The organism is Rhodoblastus sp., assembly GCF_041915505.1.
Classification (GTDB): domain Bacteria; phylum Pseudomonadota; class Alphaproteobacteria; order Rhizobiales; family Beijerinckiaceae; genus Rhodoblastus.
Map to the genome: position 1 here is coordinate 1 of NZ_JAYSBG010000034.1, position 18,077 is coordinate 18,077.

14 protein-coding genes and 1 pseudogene are annotated in these 18,077 nt (G+C 64.2%); 10 read left to right on the forward strand and 5 right to left on the reverse strand.

From position 1 onward, the window contains the following. Both ACE3S9_RS04185 and ACE3S9_RS04190 read right to left on the reverse strand, forming a co-directional pair. A pseudogene (locus tag ACE3S9_RS04185) lies at positions 1 to 356 on the reverse strand (hypothetical protein); the annotation flags it as partial. A 239-nt stretch (positions 357 to 595) separates the two neighbouring features. Next, the gene (locus ACE3S9_RS04190) at positions 596 to 1,537 is read right to left on the reverse strand and encodes a hydrogen peroxide-inducible genes activator (protein WP_374545176.1); all 942 of its coding nucleotides are present in this window, start codon (positions 1,535 to 1,537) and stop codon (positions 596 to 598) included. A gap of 141 nt (positions 1,538 to 1,678) precedes the next feature. Here ACE3S9_RS04190 and ahpC point away from each other — a divergent pair, with 141 nt between their 5' ends. The 5 genes from ahpC (at position 1,679) to alaS (ending at position 8,976) form a co-directional block, all read left to right on the forward strand. Next, on the forward strand, positions 1,679 to 2,242 hold the full coding sequence (ahpC, locus tag ACE3S9_RS04195; RefSeq protein WP_374545177.1) for an alkyl hydroperoxide reductase subunit C: 564 nt from the start codon (positions 1,679 to 1,681) through the stop codon (positions 2,240 to 2,242). Positions 2,243 to 2,374: 132 nt separating this feature from the next. Beyond that, positions 2,375 to 3,955: an alkyl hydroperoxide reductase subunit F gene (gene ahpF, locus ACE3S9_RS04200; protein ID WP_374545178.1), complete on the forward strand. Its 1,581-nt coding sequence runs from the start codon at positions 2,375 to 2,377 to the stop codon at positions 3,953 to 3,955. 109 nt (positions 3,956 to 4,064) lie between these two features. Beyond that, a complete protein-coding gene (locus ACE3S9_RS04205; RefSeq protein WP_374545179.1) occupies positions 4,065 to 4,883 on the forward strand; it encodes a dimethylarginine dimethylaminohydrolase family protein in 819 nt (272 codons plus the stop codon). Positions 4,884 to 4,990: 107 nt separating this feature from the next. Further along, positions 4,991 to 6,067 carry a recombinase RecA gene (gene recA / locus ACE3S9_RS04210; protein WP_374545180.1) on the forward strand — a complete coding sequence of 359 codons (1,077 nt, stop codon included), beginning with the start codon at positions 4,991 to 4,993 and terminating at the stop codon, positions 6,065 to 6,067. Between the two features lie 254 nt (positions 6,068 to 6,321). After that, positions 6,322 to 8,976 (forward strand): alanine--tRNA ligase, encoded by a 2,655-nt coding sequence (alaS, locus tag ACE3S9_RS04215; RefSeq protein ID WP_374545181.1) that lies wholly within the window; start codon positions 6,322 to 6,324, stop codon positions 8,974 to 8,976. 40 nt (positions 8,977 to 9,016) lie between these two features. Here the strand turns inward: alaS and ACE3S9_RS04220 are convergent, their stop codons facing one another. Next, positions 9,017 to 9,862 carry an AAA family ATPase gene (locus ACE3S9_RS04220; RefSeq protein WP_374545182.1) on the reverse strand — a complete coding sequence of 282 codons (846 nt, stop codon included), beginning with the start codon at positions 9,860 to 9,862 and terminating at the stop codon, positions 9,017 to 9,019. A 601-nt stretch (positions 9,863 to 10,463) separates the two neighbouring features. Between ACE3S9_RS04220 and ACE3S9_RS04225 the strand changes: the two genes are divergently transcribed. Beyond that, complete coding sequence (locus ACE3S9_RS04225) at positions 10,464 to 11,408, forward strand: transporter (RefSeq protein ID WP_374545183.1); 945 nt, start codon at positions 10,464 to 10,466, stop codon at positions 11,406 to 11,408. Positions 11,409 to 11,611: 203 nt separating this feature from the next. Beyond that, on the forward strand, positions 11,612 to 12,787 hold the full coding sequence (locus ACE3S9_RS04230; protein ID WP_374545184.1) for a VWA domain-containing protein: 1,176 nt from the start codon (positions 11,612 to 11,614) through the stop codon (positions 12,785 to 12,787). Positions 12,788 to 12,890: 103 nt separating this feature from the next. Here ACE3S9_RS04230 and ACE3S9_RS04235 read toward each other — a convergent pair whose 3' ends face one another. Beyond that, positions 12,891 to 14,294, reverse strand: a complete 1,404-nt coding sequence (locus tag ACE3S9_RS04235; RefSeq protein ID WP_374545185.1) for a tetratricopeptide repeat protein — start codon at positions 14,292 to 14,294, stop codon at positions 12,891 to 12,893. Between the two features lie 158 nt (positions 14,295 to 14,452). On the opposite strand from ACE3S9_RS04235, the gene ACE3S9_RS04240 reads away from it, so the two are divergent. The 3 genes from ACE3S9_RS04240 (at position 14,453) to ACE3S9_RS04250 (ending at position 17,747) form a co-directional block, all read left to right on the forward strand. Beyond that, the gene (locus ACE3S9_RS04240) at positions 14,453 to 14,950 is read left to right on the forward strand and encodes a histidine phosphatase family protein (RefSeq protein ID WP_374545186.1); all 498 of its coding nucleotides are present in this window, start codon (positions 14,453 to 14,455) and stop codon (positions 14,948 to 14,950) included. Between the two features lie 257 nt (positions 14,951 to 15,207). Continuing rightward, entirely contained in the window at positions 15,208 to 16,695 is a 1,488-nt protein-coding gene (locus ACE3S9_RS04245) for a YcjX family protein (RefSeq protein WP_374545187.1), read from the forward strand. Then, complete coding sequence (locus ACE3S9_RS04250) at positions 16,692 to 17,747, forward strand: YcjF family protein (protein ID WP_374545188.1); 1,056 nt, start codon at positions 16,692 to 16,694, stop codon at positions 17,745 to 17,747. The genes ACE3S9_RS04245 and ACE3S9_RS04250 overlap by 4 nt, the downstream gene beginning before the upstream one ends. On the opposite strand, the gene ACE3S9_RS04255 is transcribed toward ACE3S9_RS04250, so the two are convergent. Then, the gene (locus ACE3S9_RS04255) at positions 17,738 to 18,058 is read right to left on the reverse strand and encodes a 2Fe-2S iron-sulfur cluster-binding protein (RefSeq protein ID WP_374545189.1); all 321 of its coding nucleotides are present in this window, start codon (positions 18,056 to 18,058) and stop codon (positions 17,738 to 17,740) included. The genes ACE3S9_RS04250 and ACE3S9_RS04255 overlap by 10 nt on opposite strands. Between the last annotated feature and the right edge of the window lie 19 nt (positions 18,059 to 18,077).

Genomic DNA, 18,077 nt, shown 5'->3' on the forward strand with positions numbered 1-18,077 from the left:
CTGCAATCAACGACATAGCTGTCTCCGGGCTTGGTATCGACGCCGGAGCCGTCCGTCAGCGGATGACGGACGCTTCCGCGCATGGTGTTGACCACGATGATGTTGCCCGAGGACGGGTCGAATTCATCCGCTCGCGTGGGCACCCCGAAGCAGAAGCGGCTCAGAACGATCCGGCCAACCTTCAATGTGCGCAAAGTGGCGTTGGGGTCGGAGCCTGCAACGAGCGGCCGCGTGGCGAGCGGCATATAGACCCGATGGCAGAAGGCGTTGACCTGTGCCCACTCCCGGGACGCATTCAGCTTTCCGCTCAGGAGCGGCCGGCCTTGCGCGTCGTAAAGCAGCGCATGTTCCAGCAATTCTCCCCCCTCCACACATCGCCGGCGCCATTGTGCCTGGAAATACCGAAAACTCAATCAAGGGTTTCTCAAAATGGGGCCATAGCAGTGTAAAACCAAGCCGCCTCCGACGAAATTCTCAGTATAACGCCTTAATGTAGTATCATAATACTTCATACTTGGATTACGGTGAGGATTACGGTGACATAATACCAATTCTCTAATTTGAACCGGTTTGCCGTCCCTGAAATCACAATAATTCATTGCGCCAGCGGCGCCGTGACGACCGCACCAATCTTTCCCGCCTTCAACGCTCCGCGCAGCACTTCGCCCAATTGCCGGAACATGGCCTTGCGGCTCGACGACAGGCGCCAGACCAGAGCGATGGTCCGGGGCGGGCTGTCATCCTCCAGCGGCACGGCGACCAGCTCCAGTCCGCGCAGGATGCCGGCGCGGATCGCCATTTCCGGCGCGAGCGTTACGCCCAGCCCGTTGGCGGCCATCTGCACCAGAGTGTGCAGGCTGGTGCCCTGAAAGCCGCTGTTTCGCCGCGCGCCTTCGAGCGAACAGGCCGCCAGCGCATGTTCGCGCAGGCAATGGCCGTCCTCGAGCAGCAGAAGGTCGTCGGCCGCCATGTCCTGCGGCCGGATTTTCTTGCGCCCGGCCAGCCGGTGCTCCGGCGGACAGACCACGAAGAAGCGGTCGCTCGCCAGATCCATCGTCTCCAGGCCCTCGCAGGGATAAGGCAAGGCGATGATGGCGGCGTCGGCCTGGCCGCTTTCGAGCCGCGCCAGGATCGGCGCCGATTGCTCCTCGCGCAGATAGATTCGGAGCTTGGGAAAGGCCTCGCGCAGCGCCGGCATGATGCGCGGCACCAGAAAAGGGCCAATGGTGGGAATCACGCCGAGCTGCAGCGAGCCCGACAGCGGGTCGCGCGCGTCCTGAGCCGCTTCGACCAGTTCCTCGGCGGCGCGCAACAGGGCCCGGGCCCGGTCGGCGAGATCGAGCCCGACGGCGGTCGGAATCACCACGCGTTTGGTGCGCTCCAGCAGCTTGACGCCCAGCAGAACCTCCAGTTCCTGGATCGCCGCGCTCAGCGCCGACTGGCTGACCAGGCATTCCTCCGCTGCAGCGCCGAAATGGCGGCGTTCGACCACGGCGACGAGAAAACGCAATTGGCGAAGGGTAGGAAGTGGTTTCATAAGAATGACATTAATCGAAAAAACAGATCAGGAAAATTTATTTTTTGAATTTTACTCGATCACACCAGCCGTCTAGGTTGCGGTCATCGACATTGACGCGCCGCACAAAAGTGAGCGGCGGGTCCACCACCGGAGAAGCCTATGTCGCTCATCAACACCGCGGTCAAACCCTTCGTGGCCAAGGCCTTCAAACAGGGCAAGTTCATCGACGTGACCGAAGCCGACCTGCTCGACAAGTGGTCGGTCGTGTTCTTCTATCCCGCCGACTTCACCTTCGTCTGCCCGACCGAGCTCGAAGACCTCGCCGACAGCTACGCCGAATTCAAGAAGCTCGGCGTTGAAATCTATGCGGTTTCGACCGACACGCATTTCAGCCACAAGGCCTGGCACGACGTGTCGCCGGCGATCAAGAAGATCGACTATGTCATGGTCGGCGACCCGACCCATGCGATCTCGCGCAATTTCGAAGTGCTGATCGAAGACGCCGGCCTCGCCGACCGCGGCACCTTCGTGGTCGATCCCGACGGCATCATCCAGATCGTCGAAGTCAATGCCGGCGGCATCGGCCGCGACGCCAAGGAGCTTCTGCGCAAGGTCAAGGCGGCGCAATACGTTGCGAGCCATCCTGGCGAAGTCTGCCCCGCCAAGTGGCAGGAAGGCGAGAAGACCCTCGCCCCGTCGCTCGACCTCGTCGGCAAGATCTAACCGTCGCCCTTTAGCCCTCTGCGGCGGCAAGGCCCCGGACCTTCGGCCCGGGGCCACTTGGGCCCGGGGCCACCCTTCGCGAGCGGCCCATCATCGGGCGCTGTCCCTCCCTCTTTCCCGGAGCTTTCCGCCATGTTGGACGCCGCCCTCAAAAACCAGTTGCACGCCTATTTCGAACGCATCGTCCACCCGATCGAACTGGTCGCCTCGCTCGACGACGGCGAGAAATCGCGCGAAATGCTGGCGCTGCTGGAAGATGTTGCGGCGCAATCGCCCAAGATCACTCTCAATCGCAATGGGGCCGACGCCCGCAAGCCGTCCTTCGCGATCAAGCGCGCCGGCACCGATGTCGGCGTGGCCTTCGCCGGCCTGCCGATGGGCCATGAATTCAATTCGCTGATTCTCGCTTTGCTCCAGGTTGGCGGCCATCCGCCGAAGGAATCCGCCGAGACGATCAAGCAGATCGAGGCGGTCGAGGGCGATTATCATTTCGAGACCTATTTCTCGCTGTCCTGCCAGAACTGCCCGGATGTGGTCCAGGCGCTGAACCTGATCAGCGTCATCAACCCCAGGATCCGCCACACCGCCATCGACGGCGCCCTGTTCCAGGACGAGGTCGAGGCGCGCAAGGTGCTGGCCGTGCCCGCGGTCTTCCTGAACGGCGAACTCTTCGCCCAGGGCCGCATGGGGCTGGAGCAATTGCTCGCCAAGATCGACACCGGCGCCTCCCTCCGCGCTGCCGAAAAGCTCAAGGACAAGCCGCCCTTCGACGTGCTGGTCGTCGGCGGCGGCCCGGCCGGCGCGGCGGCCGCGATCTATGCGGCGCGCAAAGGCATCAATACCGGCGTGGTGGCCGAGCGTTTCGGCGGCCAGGTGCTGGACACGATGGGCATCGAGAATTTCATCTCGGTCCAGCACACCGAAGGTCCGAAACTGGCCGCTTCGCTGGAGGCGCACGTCAAGGAATATGACGTCGACATCATGAATCTGCAGACCGCGACCGAGCTGGTCCCGGCCTCGCAGCCCGGCGACCTGACCCAGGTCAAGCTGGCGAGCGGCGTCACGCTCTCGGCCCGCACGGTCATCCTCTCCACCGGCGCGCGCTGGCGGCAGATGAATGTGCCCGGCGAGCAGGACTATCGCAACAAGGGCGTGGCCTATTGCCCGCACTGCGACGGCCCGCTGTTCAAGGGCAAGCGCGTGGCGGTGATCGGCGGGGGTAATTCCGGCGTCGAAGCGGCGATTGATCTCGCCGGCCTGGTCGCCCATGTCACCCTGATCGAATTCGACGGCCAATTGCGCGCCGACGCGGTGCTGCAGGACAAGCTGCGCTCGCTCAGCAATGTCCGGATCGTTGTTTCGGCCCAGACCACCGAGGTTCATGGCGACGGCGACAAGGTCAACGGCCTGTCCTACAAGGACCGCGCGACCGGCGCGCATCATCGCGTGGACCTGGAAGGCGTGTTCGTCCAGATCGGCCTCGTGCCCAACACCGAATGGCTGAAGGGCGCGATCAACCTGAGCCCGCGCGGCGAGATCGAGATCGATTCGCGCGGCGAGACCTCGGCCTATGGCGTGTTCGCCGCCGGCGACGCGACCACCACGCCCTATAAGCAGATCATCATCGCCATGGGCGGCGGCGCCACCGCTGCACTCTCGGCCTTCGATTGCCTCATTCGCCAGGCCCCTCCCGCGACCTCGCAAGCCGCGTGACGAAAGACCCGGCGGGCGCAAGCCCGCCGGGCGCTCCTTTTTGGCAGACGCCTCTTTCCGTCCGGAGCGCCCGCGTCTAACCTGTTTCCGCCTCCCCGAGCGATGACGCATGAGTCGGAACGCCCAGCGAAAACAGATCCTGATGTGCGCGCCGGATCATTTCGGCGTCGCTTATGTCATCAATCCGTGGATGGAAGGGCAATATGCCCGTACGGACGCCGACGAGGCCCGGCGGCAATGGCTCGGACTCAAGGCGTTGATCGAATCCCGCGCGGACGTCCGCCTCGTCCCGCCGCATCCCGGCCTGCCCGATCTGGTGTTCACCGCCAATGCCGGCCTGCCGAAGGGCAAGACAATCGTGCTCAGCCGCTTCCGCTGCCCTGAGCGACGCGGCGAGGAGCCGGTGTTCCGCGCCTGGTTCGAGGCCGAGGGCTACCGGGTTATCGATCCGCCAAACGATCTGCCGTTCGAAGGCGCGGGCGATGCGCTTTATGACGAGGCGCGCGACCTGTTCTGGGTCGGCCACGGCTTCCGTTCGCACGAAGATGTCGCGCCCTTTCTCGAAAAGACGCTGGCGACGCGCACGGTGTCGCTCGGCCTGATCGACCCGCGTTTCTATCACCTCGATACTTGCCTCTGCCCCCTACCCGGCGGTTCCCTGCTTTATTTCCCCGGCGCCTTCGCGCCAGCCTCGCGCGCGGCGATCGAAGCCCATGTTCCTCCCGAAAAGCGCATTTGCGTCGAAGGTCCCGACGCCGAGAATTTCTGCTGCAACGCGGTCGCGCTGGACGGCGCGGTCATCTTCAATCGCGCGTCCGCCAGCCTGATCGAGCGCCTTCGCCAAGCCGGTTTCGAGCCCCTGCTCACGCCGCTGGATCAATTCATCAAGGCCGGCGGCGCGGCCAAATGCCTGACGCTGGAAATCTGACTCCAAAGAACAAAAAAAGAACTTGCCTGAAAGAACAAATCACGTACATTGCAGATATACAAGCTCATTGCGCCCCCCGCGTCACCCATGCCAAAAGGATAGAGCCGATGTCGCAAGCGAATCTCCGCCTCGTGGAAGGAACCTCCGTGGACAAGACCAAGGCTCTTGACGCCGCCCTGGCGCAAATCGAACGCGCCTTTGGCAAGGGCTCGATCATGCGCATGGGCAAGAACCAGCCAGCAACCGAAATCGAGACCGTTTCCACGGGTTCGCTCGGCCTCGATATCGCGCTCGGTGTCGGCGGCCTGCCACGTGGCCGCATTGTCGAAATCTACGGTCCGGAATCCTCGGGCAAGACCACCCTCGCCCTGCACACGATCGCAGAAGCCCAGAAAAAGGGCGGCGTCTGCGCCTTCGTCGACGCCGAACATGCGCTCGATCCGGTCTATGCCCGCAAGCTCGGCGTCCATCTTGACGACCTCCTCATCTCGCAGCCCGACACCGGCGAACAGGCGCTCGAAATCACCGACACTCTGGTGCGCTCGGGCGCGGTCGACGTGCTCGTGGTCGATTCCGTCGCCGCGCTCGTGCCGCGCGCGGAAATCGACGGCGAAATGGGCGAGGTTCAGCCCGGCCTGCAGGCGCGCCTGATGAGCCAAGCCCTGCGCAAGCTCACGGCCTCCATCTCCAAATCGCGGACCATGGTGATCTTCATCAACCAGATCCGCATGAAGATCGGCGTGATGTATGGCTCGCCGGAAACCACCACCGGCGGCAATGCGCTGAAATTCTACGCCTCGGTGCGTCTCGACATCCGCCGGGTCGGCGCGATCAAGGACCGCGAGGAAGTCGTCGGCAACCAGACCCGCGTCAAGGTCGTCAAGAACAAGGTCGCCCCTCCCTTCAAACAGGTCGAATTCGACATCATGTATGGCGAAGGCGTCTCGAAAATGGGTGAGCTAGTCGATCTGGGCGTCAAGGCGGGGGTTGTCGAAAAATCCGGCGCCTGGTTCTCGTATGACAGCCAGCGCCTGGGTCAGGGCCGCGAAAACGCCAAGACTTTCCTGAAAAACAATCCGGAAATCGCCGCGCGGATCGAACTGACCATCCGCGAAAACGCCGGACTGATCGCCGAGCGCATTCTCGACAATATCGATCCCGGCGCGGAAGAAAACGACGCCTGACGCGCCTTCCGCTCCTCTTCCGCCCCTTCGTCTCCGCGTGGAAGGGGCCCGGAAGAGGATTCCGCCGACACGACGAGAGGATGGCTCGCCCGCCTCCGGCGTGCGGCGACGCAAGGCTTTGCCCGAAGATTATGCGCCGACTGCTCTCGACAGGACTTTGACCTGTCTATAGATAAAATCCGCCCGCCCCCTGTCTGGAAAGCGCGTGAATTCCGGGAGCGTGCGCGAGGTAAAGCGGAGAGTCGAGAGCATCCATGAGCGGCGTCAACGAAATCCGGTCCACATTCCTCGATTATTTCGCCAGCAACGGCCACACCGTCGTCGATTCCTCTTCGCTTGTCCCGCGCAACGATCCCACGCTGATGTTCACCAATGCGGGGATGGTGCCGTTCAAGAATCTCTTCACCGGCGCCGAAAGACGGGATTATGTCCGCGCGACCTCCTCCCAGAAATGCGTCCGCGCCGGCGGCAAGCACAACGATCTGGACAATGTCGGCTATACCGCCCGGCACCACACCTTTTTCGAAATGCTCGGCAATTTTTCCTTCGGCGATTATTTCAAGGAACAGGCGATCGTCCTGGCCTGGAATCTAATCGTCAAGGAATTCGGCCTGTCGAAGGACCGCCTGCTCGTCACGGTCTATCACGATGACGACGAAGCCTTCGGCCTGTGGAAGAAAATCGCCGGCTTTTCCGACGACCGCATCATCCGCATCGCCTCGAGCGACAATTTCTGGTCGATGGGCGAAACTGGCCCCTGCGGCCCCTGTTCCGAGATCTTCTACGACCAGGGCGAAGCGCTGCGCGGCGGGCCGCCCGGCAGCCCTGACGAAGACGGCGACCGTTTCCTCGAATTCTGGAACCTCGTGTTCATGCAGTTCGAGCAGGTCGCGCCGGGCCAGCGCGTCCCACTCCCGCGCCCCTCGATCGACACCGGCATGGGCCTTGAGCGCATCGCGGCGCTGATGCAGGGCGTCCATTCCAATTTCGACATCGACCTGTTCCGCGCGCTGATCCGCGCCGTCGCCGACGCCACCGGCGTCGATCCCGACGGCCCGATGCAGGCCAGCCATCGCATCATCGCCGACCATCTGCGCGCCTCCGCCTTCCTGGTCGCAGACGGCATTCTTCCCGCCAATGAAGGTCGCGGCTATGTCCTGCGCCGCATAATGCGCCGCGCGATGCGCCACGCCCAATTGCTCGGCGCGCGCGATCCCCTGATGTGGCGGCTGGTGCCGGCGCTGGTGCGAGAGATGGGCGCGGCCTATCCCGAACTGAACCGGGCGCAGGCGTTGATCGAGGAAACCCTCAAGCTCGAGGAAACCCGGTTCCGCACGACGCTCGCGCGCGGCCTCGCCATTCTCGACGAGGAGGCGCGCGACCTACGCGAAGGCCAGAACCTGTCGGGCGACATCGCCTTCAAGCTCTACGACACCTATGGCTTTCCGCTCGATCTGACGCAGGAGGCCTTGCGCGCCCGCAAGATCGGCGTGGACAAAGTCACGTTCGACGCGGCGATGGAGCGCCAGCGCGCCGAGGCGCGCAAGGCCTGGGCCGGCTCGGGCGAAGCGGCGACCGAAACGGTCTGGTTCACGATCAAGGACAAGGTCGGGGCGACGGATTTTCTCGGCTATGAAACCGAATCTGCGGAAGGCGTAGTCGTCGCCTTGTTGCGCGACGGCGTCGAGCAGGATGAGCTCAAGGCCGGTGAAAAGGGCTTTGTCATCCTCAACCAGACGCCCTTCTATGCGGAATCCGGCGGCCAGGTCGGCGACACCGGCGTGTTGCATGTCGGAGAAACCCGGCTGCGCGTCGAAAATACCCTCAAGAAGGTCGGCGACCTGTTCGTCCACGACGTCGTCGTCGAACAGGGCGCCGTGAAACGCGGCATGGCGCTGCAACTTGACGTCGACCATGAACGCCGCGCCGCCATCCGCGCCAATCATTCCGCGACCCATCTGCTGCACGAGGCCTTGCGCGAGGTTCTGGGCGATCATGTCGCCCAGAAGGGCTCGCTGGTCGCGGCGGATCGGCTCCGCTTCGATTTCGCCCATCCCAAGCCGGTCACGGATCAGGAACTGGCGGAGGTCGAGGAGATCGCCAATCGCGTCATTCTCGAGAACGCGGCGGTCGCCACCCGCCTGATGGCGGTCGATCAGGCGATCGAATCCGGCGCCCGCGCCTTGTTCGGCGAGAAATATGGCGACGAAGTCCGCGTCGTCTCGATGGGCGCCGGGAGCCATCGCCCGTTTTCCGTCGAGCTTTGCGGCGGCGTCCATGTCTCCCGGACGGGCGACATCGGTCTCGTCTCCATCGTCGGCCGCAGCGCGGTCGCTGCGGGCGTCCAACGGATCGAAGCGAAGACGGGCGCAGCCGCGCGGCGTCATCTCAACGCCGAGGCCAGGGTCCTTCACGATCTTTCCGGCCTGCTGCGCGCGCCGGTCGAGGACGCGGCCGACCGCCTGACGGCCCTGCTGGAAGAGCGCAAGAAGCTCGAACGCGAATTGACGGAAGCGCGCAAGAAGCTCGCCATGGGCGGCGGCGGCGCGACGGAAAAGCCGGTTCGCCAGATCGCGGGCGTCAATTTCTTTTCGCGCGCCATTTCGGGCGTGGAGATGAAGGACCTGAAGTCGCTCGCGGATGAAGCCAAGCAGTCGATCGGCTCCGGCGTTGTCGCCATTGTCGGCGTCGCCGAGGATGGCCGCGCCGGCGTGGTGGTCGCGGTGACCCCCGATCTGACGCAGAAATTCAATGCGGTCGATTTCGTGCGGCTCGCCTCGGAAAAGCTCGGCGGCAAAGGCGGCGGCGGCCGTCCCGACATGGCGCAGGCCGGCGGCCCGGACGGCGCGGCGGCCGATCAGGCCCTGGCGGCGGTCGCTGATTTACTCGAGCAGCGCGCCGCGTCCTGACCGCAAGGCGGCGGCCCCGATGGGCCGCCGGCGCGTTGCGTCAGCGATGTTCGCGGCGGTGCAGGAAAGCCAGCCGTTCGAACATATGGACGTCCTGCTCGTTCTTGAGCAAGGCGCCGTGAAGCGGCGGAATCAATTTCGCCGTATCGCTCTCTCGCAATTGCTCCGGCGTAATATCCTCGCTGAGCAGCAATTTCAGCCAATCCAGCAATTCCGAGGTGGACGGCTTCTTTTTCAGGCCCGGAACGTCGCGCATCTGGAAGAACAGCCGGAGCGCCTCCTCGATCAGGCCCTTTTTCAGATCCGGGAAATGGGCGGCGATGATCGCCTCCATCGTCGGCCGATCCGGGAATTTGATGTAATGGAAAAAGCAGCGGCGCAGGAAAGCGTCGGGCAATTCCTTTTCATTATTCGAGGTGATGATGACGAGCGGCCGCTTCTTCGCGCGGATCGTCTCGCCCGTCTCATAGACGTGGAACTCCATCCGATCGAGTTCGAGCAGCAGATCGTTCGGAAATTCGATATCGGCCTTGTCGATCTCGTCGATCAGCAGGACCAGCGGCTCGTCGGCGACAAAAGCCTCCCACAACTTGCCGCGCCGGATGTAATGGCCGATGTCCGATACGCGCGGATCGCCGAGCTGCGAATCGCGCAACCGCGAAACGGCGTCATATTCATAAAGTCCCTGCTGCGCCTTGGTGGTCGATTTGACGTGCCAGGTCAGCAGGCGCGCCGGCAGCGCCCTGGCGACCTCCTCCGCGAGAACGGTCTTGCCCGTTCCGGGCTCGCCCTTGACGAGCAGCGGGCGCTCCAGCGCCATGGCCGCGTTCACGGCGACCTGGAGATCCCTGGTCGCGACATAAGTGCTCGATCCCGTGAAACGCATCAGTCCTTCGCCCTTCCGCCGCTGTCGGCAAAGCCGCAATTTGGCGCCGCAGCACGCCGCCGGCAAGATGGGAGGCGCGTCGGTAGCCGCATGCGAGGAGCTGAACCGCGCATCGCTGAAAAATGCAGCGAAAACAAAGAATAGCGATTTGGCCGCGGCGCAATCGAACGCGCGCCGAAGTCCCAAGGATAGCGTGCGCTTGCGCCGACGAAATACTTGCCGAATCAAAGTCGATCGATGTGACGGTTTTGTGCGCCTCGCGTGGCCAGCGCGGGGGCGCCCGTGAAGCCCATGCTGCGGCGCAAACTCCTACCAAAGTACGAAACTGTTCAATTTCACCGACTTATTGGACTCCGGAAATCGCCTCCACCCGCCCCAAAATGTGACATTTCTACAACTCAACCGATCCGATTGCGCCAAAGCGGCGGAAAGATGACAGCTGTGGCGGCCGCGTCCTTCTTTCATGGTTGTCCTTCGCTTAATGTGAAGGCCTCGGATGTCCCGTGCCGGATTATTGTGGCTGAGGCTGAATAGTCGTCACGGGGCCGAAGTAAAGAGTTCGTTAACATTGAAAGCTGAAGCCCTCGGGAGGGGTATTCTGATGAACATTAAGGCTAAAATTCTCGGCGCGGCCATGGGCGCCCTCGGCCTCTGCGGTCTGAGCTCCGCCGCCCTCGCCGGCTCCACCAACCCGCCCGGCGAACGCGCCGGCCTCGACATGGCGACCCCGCTGCCGGAAGGCGTCTACTTCGTGAACATCACGGGCGTGGGCAACTGGCGCGACGCCGTCGCCGGCTCCGACTCCAACTTCTCGTACAACGTTCCGGTCGTCGCCTGGTCGTCGCCCTGGAACATCCTGGGCGGCCACGTCCAGTTCTATGTCGCCGCGCCGGAAGTCCTCGGCGGCTACAACTACCAGGATCCGCTGCTCGTCGGCCGCACGAACTTCTTCGCGGCGAGCATCTACAACCCGTGGATCGCCGGCCAGCTGGCCTGGAACCTCGGCAACGGGTTCAGCGTTTCGTTGCTGTCCGGCGCTTACATCGGCATTTCGGACGCCGGCAACTTCAACAACGCCTTCAACCACACCACCTTCCAGGAACAGCTCTCTCTCGCCTGGCATGGCGGCGGCTGGAACGCGACCGCCAACCTGATCGCCGGCTTCCTGACCAACCAGAGCTCGTGCTCCGCCTTTGGCCTTGTCGCGAGCTGCCAGAACAACAACTACTTCAACTATGACCTCGCCCTGACCCACACCTTCGGCAAGTGGGAAGTCGGCGCGGTCGCCTTCGGTTCGACCGACTTCGGCGGCTATAGCGCGGGCTTCAACGGCTCCGGCATCTTCCACGGCGCTTATGCTGAACAGGCCCAGTTCGCCCTCGGCGGCCTGGTCGGCTACAACTTCGGTCCGGTGATCACCCAGTTCATCGTCTCGACCGACGTCTATACCCAGAACTACAACAACAAGCAGACCCAGTTCCTGGCGCACGTGATCGTGCCGATCTGGAACCCGGAGACCCCGAAGGCGGTCGTCGCCAAATATTGATTTGGCCAGGTGCTGATCCCGCGATCAGTCCTGCCGGAAACGGCCTGAAATCGCCGACGATGGTTCGCCATCGTCGGCTTTTTCTTTGGTTGGCGTTCAGCTTCCGCCTTCGCTTTCCGACGCTTCCCGCCGGCGCTTTCCTCCTTTAATCTGCATGGCCGGATCCGCTTCCCTCCCGCCGGATCGACCGAAGGCCCTGGCGCATGCTGATCGACTTCTTCCTGTCCTTGCGCGAAGCGCAGGTTCCGGTTTCCCTGCGCGAATATCTGACCTTGTGCGAGGCGCTCTCGTCCGACCTTGCCGACAAATCGGTCGAGAATTTCTATTTCCTGGCGCGCGCCGCTCTGGTGAAGGACGAACGCAATCTCGACAAGTTCGATCGCGTATTCGCCCAGGCGTTCAAGGGGCTCGAGCCCGGCGCCGATCTCGTCGACAAAGCCGAAATCCCCGAAGAATGGCTCCGCAAGCTGGCGGAGAAATTCCTCACCGACGAGGAGAAGCGGGAGATCGAGGCGCTCGGCTGGGACAAGCTGATGGAGACGCTGAAAAAGCGGCTCGAAGAGCAGAAGGAGCGCCATCAGGGCGGCAATAAATGGATCGGGACGGCCGGAACCTCGCCCTTCGGCGCCTATGGCTATAATCCTGAAGGCGTTCGCATCGGCCAGGACGGCAACCGCAATTTCCGCGCCGTGAAAGTCTGGGACAAGCGCGAGTTCAAGGATCTCGACGGCGACGAGCAATTGGGGCCGCGCAATATCAAGATCGCCCTGCGCCGCCTGCGCAAATTCGCGCGCACGGGCGCGCCCGACGAACTGGATCTCGAAAACACCATCGGCGCGACGGCGCGGCAGGGCTTTCTCGACGTGAAAATGCGTCCCGAACGCCGCAATGCCGTGAAGGTGCTGCTGCTGCTCGATATCGGCGGATCAATGGATTGGCATGTGCAGCAGGTCGAAAGCCTGTTCGCCGCCGCCCGCGGCGAGTTCAAACATCTCGAACATTTCTACTTCCACAATTGCCTCTACGAGGGCGTCTGGAAGAACAACATGCGGCGCCATTCCGAGCGGATGGCGACCTGGGACCTGCTCCACACTTTTCCGCACGACTACAAGCTGATCTTCGTCGGCGACGCGGCTATGAGCCCCTATGAGATCGTGATGGAAGGCGGTTCGGTCGAACACCACAATGCGGAAGCCGGCAAGGTCTGGCTGGAGCGCGCCTTGCGCTGCTGGCCGCACGCGGTCTGGCTCAATCCGACGCCGGAGGGCCATTGGGCCTATACCCAGTCGATCGGCATGATTCAGCGCGTCATGGAGCAGCGCATGTTTCCGCTGACGCTGGAAGGCATCGAAGCGGCGATGCGCGAACTGGTGCGGTAGAGCACAGCGCGCCAAGACAAAGGAACCGCGAGTCGATCGCGATACGCCCGAATCGCAATCGACTCGCGCGCCGCGCGGCCTCGCGCGGCGCGGTTCGCTCAAATCACTTCTTCTCTTCGGTCGGGGCGGCCGGCGCGGCGCCAGTCCCTGTCTCAGCGGGCGCGGCTTTTGGCGGCTCGGGCGCGGCCGGCGGCGCCGGTTCGACGGCCTTGGCGCCTTCAGGCTCCGCGCTTTTTGCTGGCTCGGCCGTTTTTTCGGGCTCCTTCGCCTGCTCGGGCTCTTTCGCCTTCAAGTCCAGAATGGCCGGCGCCTTATCCGCCGCTGGCGCTTCGGGCGCCGCCGGCTCAGCCTTCGCCGGGCTGACGGCCGGCTTCGGGGTTTCGGCGCCAAGCGCCTTCAAAGTGGCGGCCGCCCGGAAATATTCGATGAAATTCTTCGGGCAGGTCTCGACCGCCTCGCGCAAATGCGCGACGGCCTCGTCGCGGGCGTTCTTGCCCAGCAATTCGGCGCCGATATAGAAATGCGCCTCGCATTTGTCGCCCGGAGCATTCGCCCCGGCCAAAACCTGAGCCGCCGCGATTTCGCCGAGGTCGTAGCGCACGACCGGCCAGGGCCAGGCGGTTTGCGACACTTTCGCGGCGCGGCTTTTCAGTTCGGCCTTGGCCTCCCCGCCGGATTGCGCGAGAAACAGCCAGAGCGCCGGATAAGCGCTTTTGGGATCGACCTTCAGCGCCTGTTTAAAAGCCGCGATCGCGTCGGCCTTGTCGCCCTTGAGCTGATAGGCCACGCCGCGATTGAAAATGGCGAAGGCGTTGTTTGGCGCGAGTTCGATCGCCCGCGAATAATCCGCCAGCGCCTTGTCCCACTCGCCCTTGGCGAGCCAGGCGCCGCCGCGCGCGACAAAAGCCGAGGCGCTCTTGCCCTCGATGTCGATGACCGCGCTGTAATCCGCGATCGCCTTGTCGGCCTCGCCCGCGGCGAGCAGGAGATTGCCCCGGTCGCTGAACAAAGCGGGGTTCTTCCCGCCCAGTTCGACCGCCTTGTCGAAATCGGCCCGGGCGCGGTCGCTGTCGCCGCGATCCTGCAGGATCATGCCGCGAACCTGGAAAGCGACGGCATTCTTGCCGTCCAGTTCGATCGCCTTGTCGCAATCCGCCAGCGCCTTGTCCGCCTGGCCCATTTTTTTCAGCGCAAAACAGCGATTGGAATAAGCCCAGGCGATTTCTTCGCCCTTCCACCGGCCCGATTCGATCAGCTTGCCGCAAGCCTCGGCGCGCGCGGCCGCAGCGACCTTGCCGTCGGCGTTGGCGCAGCGTTCGGCCTCGGGCGATTGCTGCGATTGGGGCGCCGTCGGCGTCACGCGCGGCAGGATCAGACCGTGCATCGAATCGAGCGAGAGCGCCGGCGCCGCCTCGCCGGCCGCGTCCGGAGCGGCCGTCTGGCCGTAAGCCGGCCCGAGCAGGGCCAGTCCGCCGCAAAAGGCCAGCAGCCAATTCCGATATGTCATCACATCCCTCCCGCGCGCCCTGGCTTTTCTCGACTCGAAGCGGCCTTGGCTCCTCGACGGTTAGCCCATCGCCGCGCCCGGACAAAGCGCAAAAAATACGGCGGAACGACGGCCCCGCTTATTGCCAGCCTGTCAAAAAGTCCTGCTAATGAAAGGCCATGCGCCGCCTCATCCTTTTCCGCCACTCAGAAGCCGTCCATTCGTCGCATCATTCCGACCACGAGCGGCCGTTGACCGAAGCGGGCCGCAAGGACGCCGCCCGCGCCGGCGCCCGGCTGGCGGAACTGGATCTGCCGATCGACCTGGCGTTGGTTTCCGATTCGCGGCGCACCCGCGAGACCTGGGACATCGCCGCCGCCCATCTGAAGACGCCGCCCGAAGCGCGCCAGGAAAAAACGCTCTATGAGGCCGGCCGCCGCGACCTGCTCGATCTGGCGCGGGCGCAGCCGGATTCGGTCAAATCCTTAATTCTCGTCGGGCATAATCCCTCCATCTCCGAATTCGCCGTCCATTTCGCCGGGCGTGGCGAGACCGAAGCGCTCAGACGGCTGAGCCGGGGCTTTCCGCCGGGCGGCGTCGCGATCTTCGATATCGACGATGTGGAATGGCGGAAATTGCGCTGGGGCGACGGCGGTCTGACCCATTTCATCGCCTGACGGCCCAGCGACCCTATATGAAGTTTAACGTGACGTTTATTATGATTTTTAATCAACTATTTATGACATGTTTTCGAACCGACGCCTCAGACATCCAATCCCGCGCCTGAGGAACTAACGAACAACATACTGTTTCGAATAAATTTTTTTCCGATTTTGACCGCCTTGTGAAGAATTCCGCCCGCGCCCGTTTCCGCCCGGTCCTTTCATGATTAAATGAGCGGCGAGGGTTCAGCTCGACCCCGCCGGAGTCCGTCTTGTCCGCTTTGACCGATCTGTTCCGCGAAGCGCGCAGCAGCGCGGCCAATCTCGCCGAGGTTTTCGCGCGCGGCCGGGGCCTTCGGCTGGGCGTCACCGGCCTGTCGCGGGCCGGCAAGACCGTCTTCATCACCGCCCTCGCCCAGCAGCTCACCACGCTCGCCCATGCCGCCGCCGAGGGCCGAAAGAATCCGCTGCCGGTCTTCCGCCTCGCCGCCGAGGGCCGGCTGATCGCGGGTCGACTGGAGCCGCAGCCTGACGACCATGTCGCCCGTTTCGCCTTCGAGGATCATGTCGCCGCCCTCACCGGGCCGGACCGGCTATGGCCGCAATCGACCCGGCAGATCTCGGAATTGCGGCTGCTGCTGGATTTCCAGCGCCGGGACGGCTTTCGACCCGGCCCCGGCCGTTTCGTGATCGACATCGTCGATTATCCGGGCGAATGGCTGCTCGACCTGCCGCTGCTGGAAAAATCCTATTCGGTGTGGTCGCGCGAAACCTTCGAGGCCAGCGCCGCCGCCGCCCGCGCTCCGCTCGCCGCCGATTGGCGCGGCTTTTCCGCCGGCCTCGACCCGAAGGCGCCGGCCGACGAGGCCATCGCCCGCAAGGCGGCCGAATTGTTCACGGCCTATCTGCGCGCGGCGCGTTCCGACGCTTTCGCGCTGTCCACCTTGCCGCCGGGGCGCTTTTTGATGCCCGGCGATCTCGAAGGCTCGCCGGCCCTCACTTTCGCGCCGCTGCCGCCGGGCGATGGCGACGAGCCCGCGCCTGGTTCGCTGGCGGCCATGATGGAGCGGCGCTACGAGGCCTATAAGGCCCATGTGGTCAAACCCTTCTTCCGCGATCATTTCGCCCGGCTCGACCGCCAGATCGTGCTGGTCGACGCGCTCGCAGCGCTCAATTCCGGCCCGGCCGCCCTGCGCGACCTGCAACATGCGCTCAACGACGTGCTCGCCGCCTTCCGGATCGGACGCGGCAATGCGCTGACCAAATTGTTCCGGCCGAAGATCGACAAGATCCTGATCGCCGCGACCAAGGCCGATCATCTGCACCATCTCAGCCACGACCGGCTCGAAGCCATTCTGCGGCAATTGACCGCACGCGCCATTTCCCGCTCGGAATTTTCCGGCGCGGCGGTGGATGTGATCGCGCTCGCCGCCGTGCGCGCCACGCGCGAGGCCGCCGTGCGGCGCGGCCGCGAGACCATTGACGCGATCATTGGCACGCCGCTGAAGGGCGAGACGCTCGACGGCCAGATTTTCGACGGCGAGACGGAGGCGGCGATCTTTCCCGGCCAATTGCCGGCCGATCCGCGCGAGGCCTTTCGCGGCGACGCGCTGGCGCAGGCCGAGGACGAATCGGATTATCGCTTCCTGCGCTTCCGCCCGCCGATTCCCGTGTTCGGAACCGATGGCAAGCCCCTGCCCGCCCCCCATATCAGGCTGGACCGCGCCTGCCAGTTCCTGTTCGGAGACCGGCTGTCATGAGCGACGCGCCCAAATCGCGCCCCCGCGCCTTCCGCCTCGACGAGCTCGCGCCCGGCGAGACGCGCGATTTCACCATCGAGGAGCGGCCGGACGCCTATGAGGCGGAGACGGCCTTGCTGGTCGGCGACCCGGCCGAACGCGCGGCGGAAGAGGCCCAGGCGCGCGGTTTCCTGCGGCGCGGCGCCTTCAGTTGGGGCGGGTTGCTGTTCTCGGCGCTGGGCGGGCTGGCGGCCTTTTCCTTCGGCCTGTGGCTGGATCAACTGGTCGAATCTCTATTCGCGCGTTCGGCGGCGCTGGGAATCATCGGCCTCGGCCTCGCCGGTCTGGCTCTGCTCGCCATTCTGGTCCTGGTCGGGCGCGAGACTTTGGCCATTTTCCGCCAGCGCAAGATCGCGCTGCTGCATAAGGCTTTGGCTCTGGCCCATGAGACCGACGATCGCGATCTCGCGCGCGCCAGGATCGGCGAACTCGCCGCGCTTTACGAGAAAAGGCCCGAGACGGCGGCGGCCCGCGCCCATCTGGCCGATCTGCGCCGCGATATCGTGGACGGCCGCGACCTGATCGACATTGCCGAGCGCCAATTGATGCCCGCGCTCGATTCCGCCGCGCGGCGCGAGATCGCCTCGGCCGCCAAGCGCGTGTCGCTGGTCGCGGCGATCAGCCCGCGCGCGGTGATCGACCTGATTTTCGTCGCCGCCCAGGCGCTGCGGCTGATTCGGCGCATTGCGGAAATTTACGGCGGGCGCCCCGGAATGCTGGGGGCGTGGCGGCTCGCCCGCGCGGTCGGCTCGCATCTCGCCATCACCGGCGGCATGGCTTTGGGCGACGGCATCGCCCAGCAGCTCATCGGCCACGGCCTCGCGGCGAAAATTTCGGCGCGGCTCGGCGAAGGCGTGCTGAACGGAACCCTGACCGCGCGCATCGGCCTTTCGGCCATGTCGGTCTGCCGGCCGACGCCCTTTTTCGTGGAAAAGCCGCCGACTTTGGGCGATGTCGCGCCTTTCCTGTTCGGCGATCCCAAAAAGGGCGGCGCCGCGGGCGGTCAGCCTTGACGTTCGGGCGTCTCGACCACCAGGCCGTCAAGCTCTTCGGTCAGGCTGATTTGGCAGGAAAGGCGGGAATTCGGGCGGGGATCGACAGCGAAATCCAGCATGTCGATCTCCATCGGGCTCGCCGGCGGCAATTTGTCGAACCATTCCGGCGCGACATAGACATGGCAGGTGGCGCAGGCGCAGGCGCCGCCGCATTCGCCCAAGATCTCGTCTATGCCGATCTTGACCGCCGTCTCCATCACCGTCATGCCCGGCTCGGCTTCCGCCTCGCGCTTCTCGCCGTTGGAGCTGACATAGACGACCTTGACCATTGCAAAATTCCCGTATCCG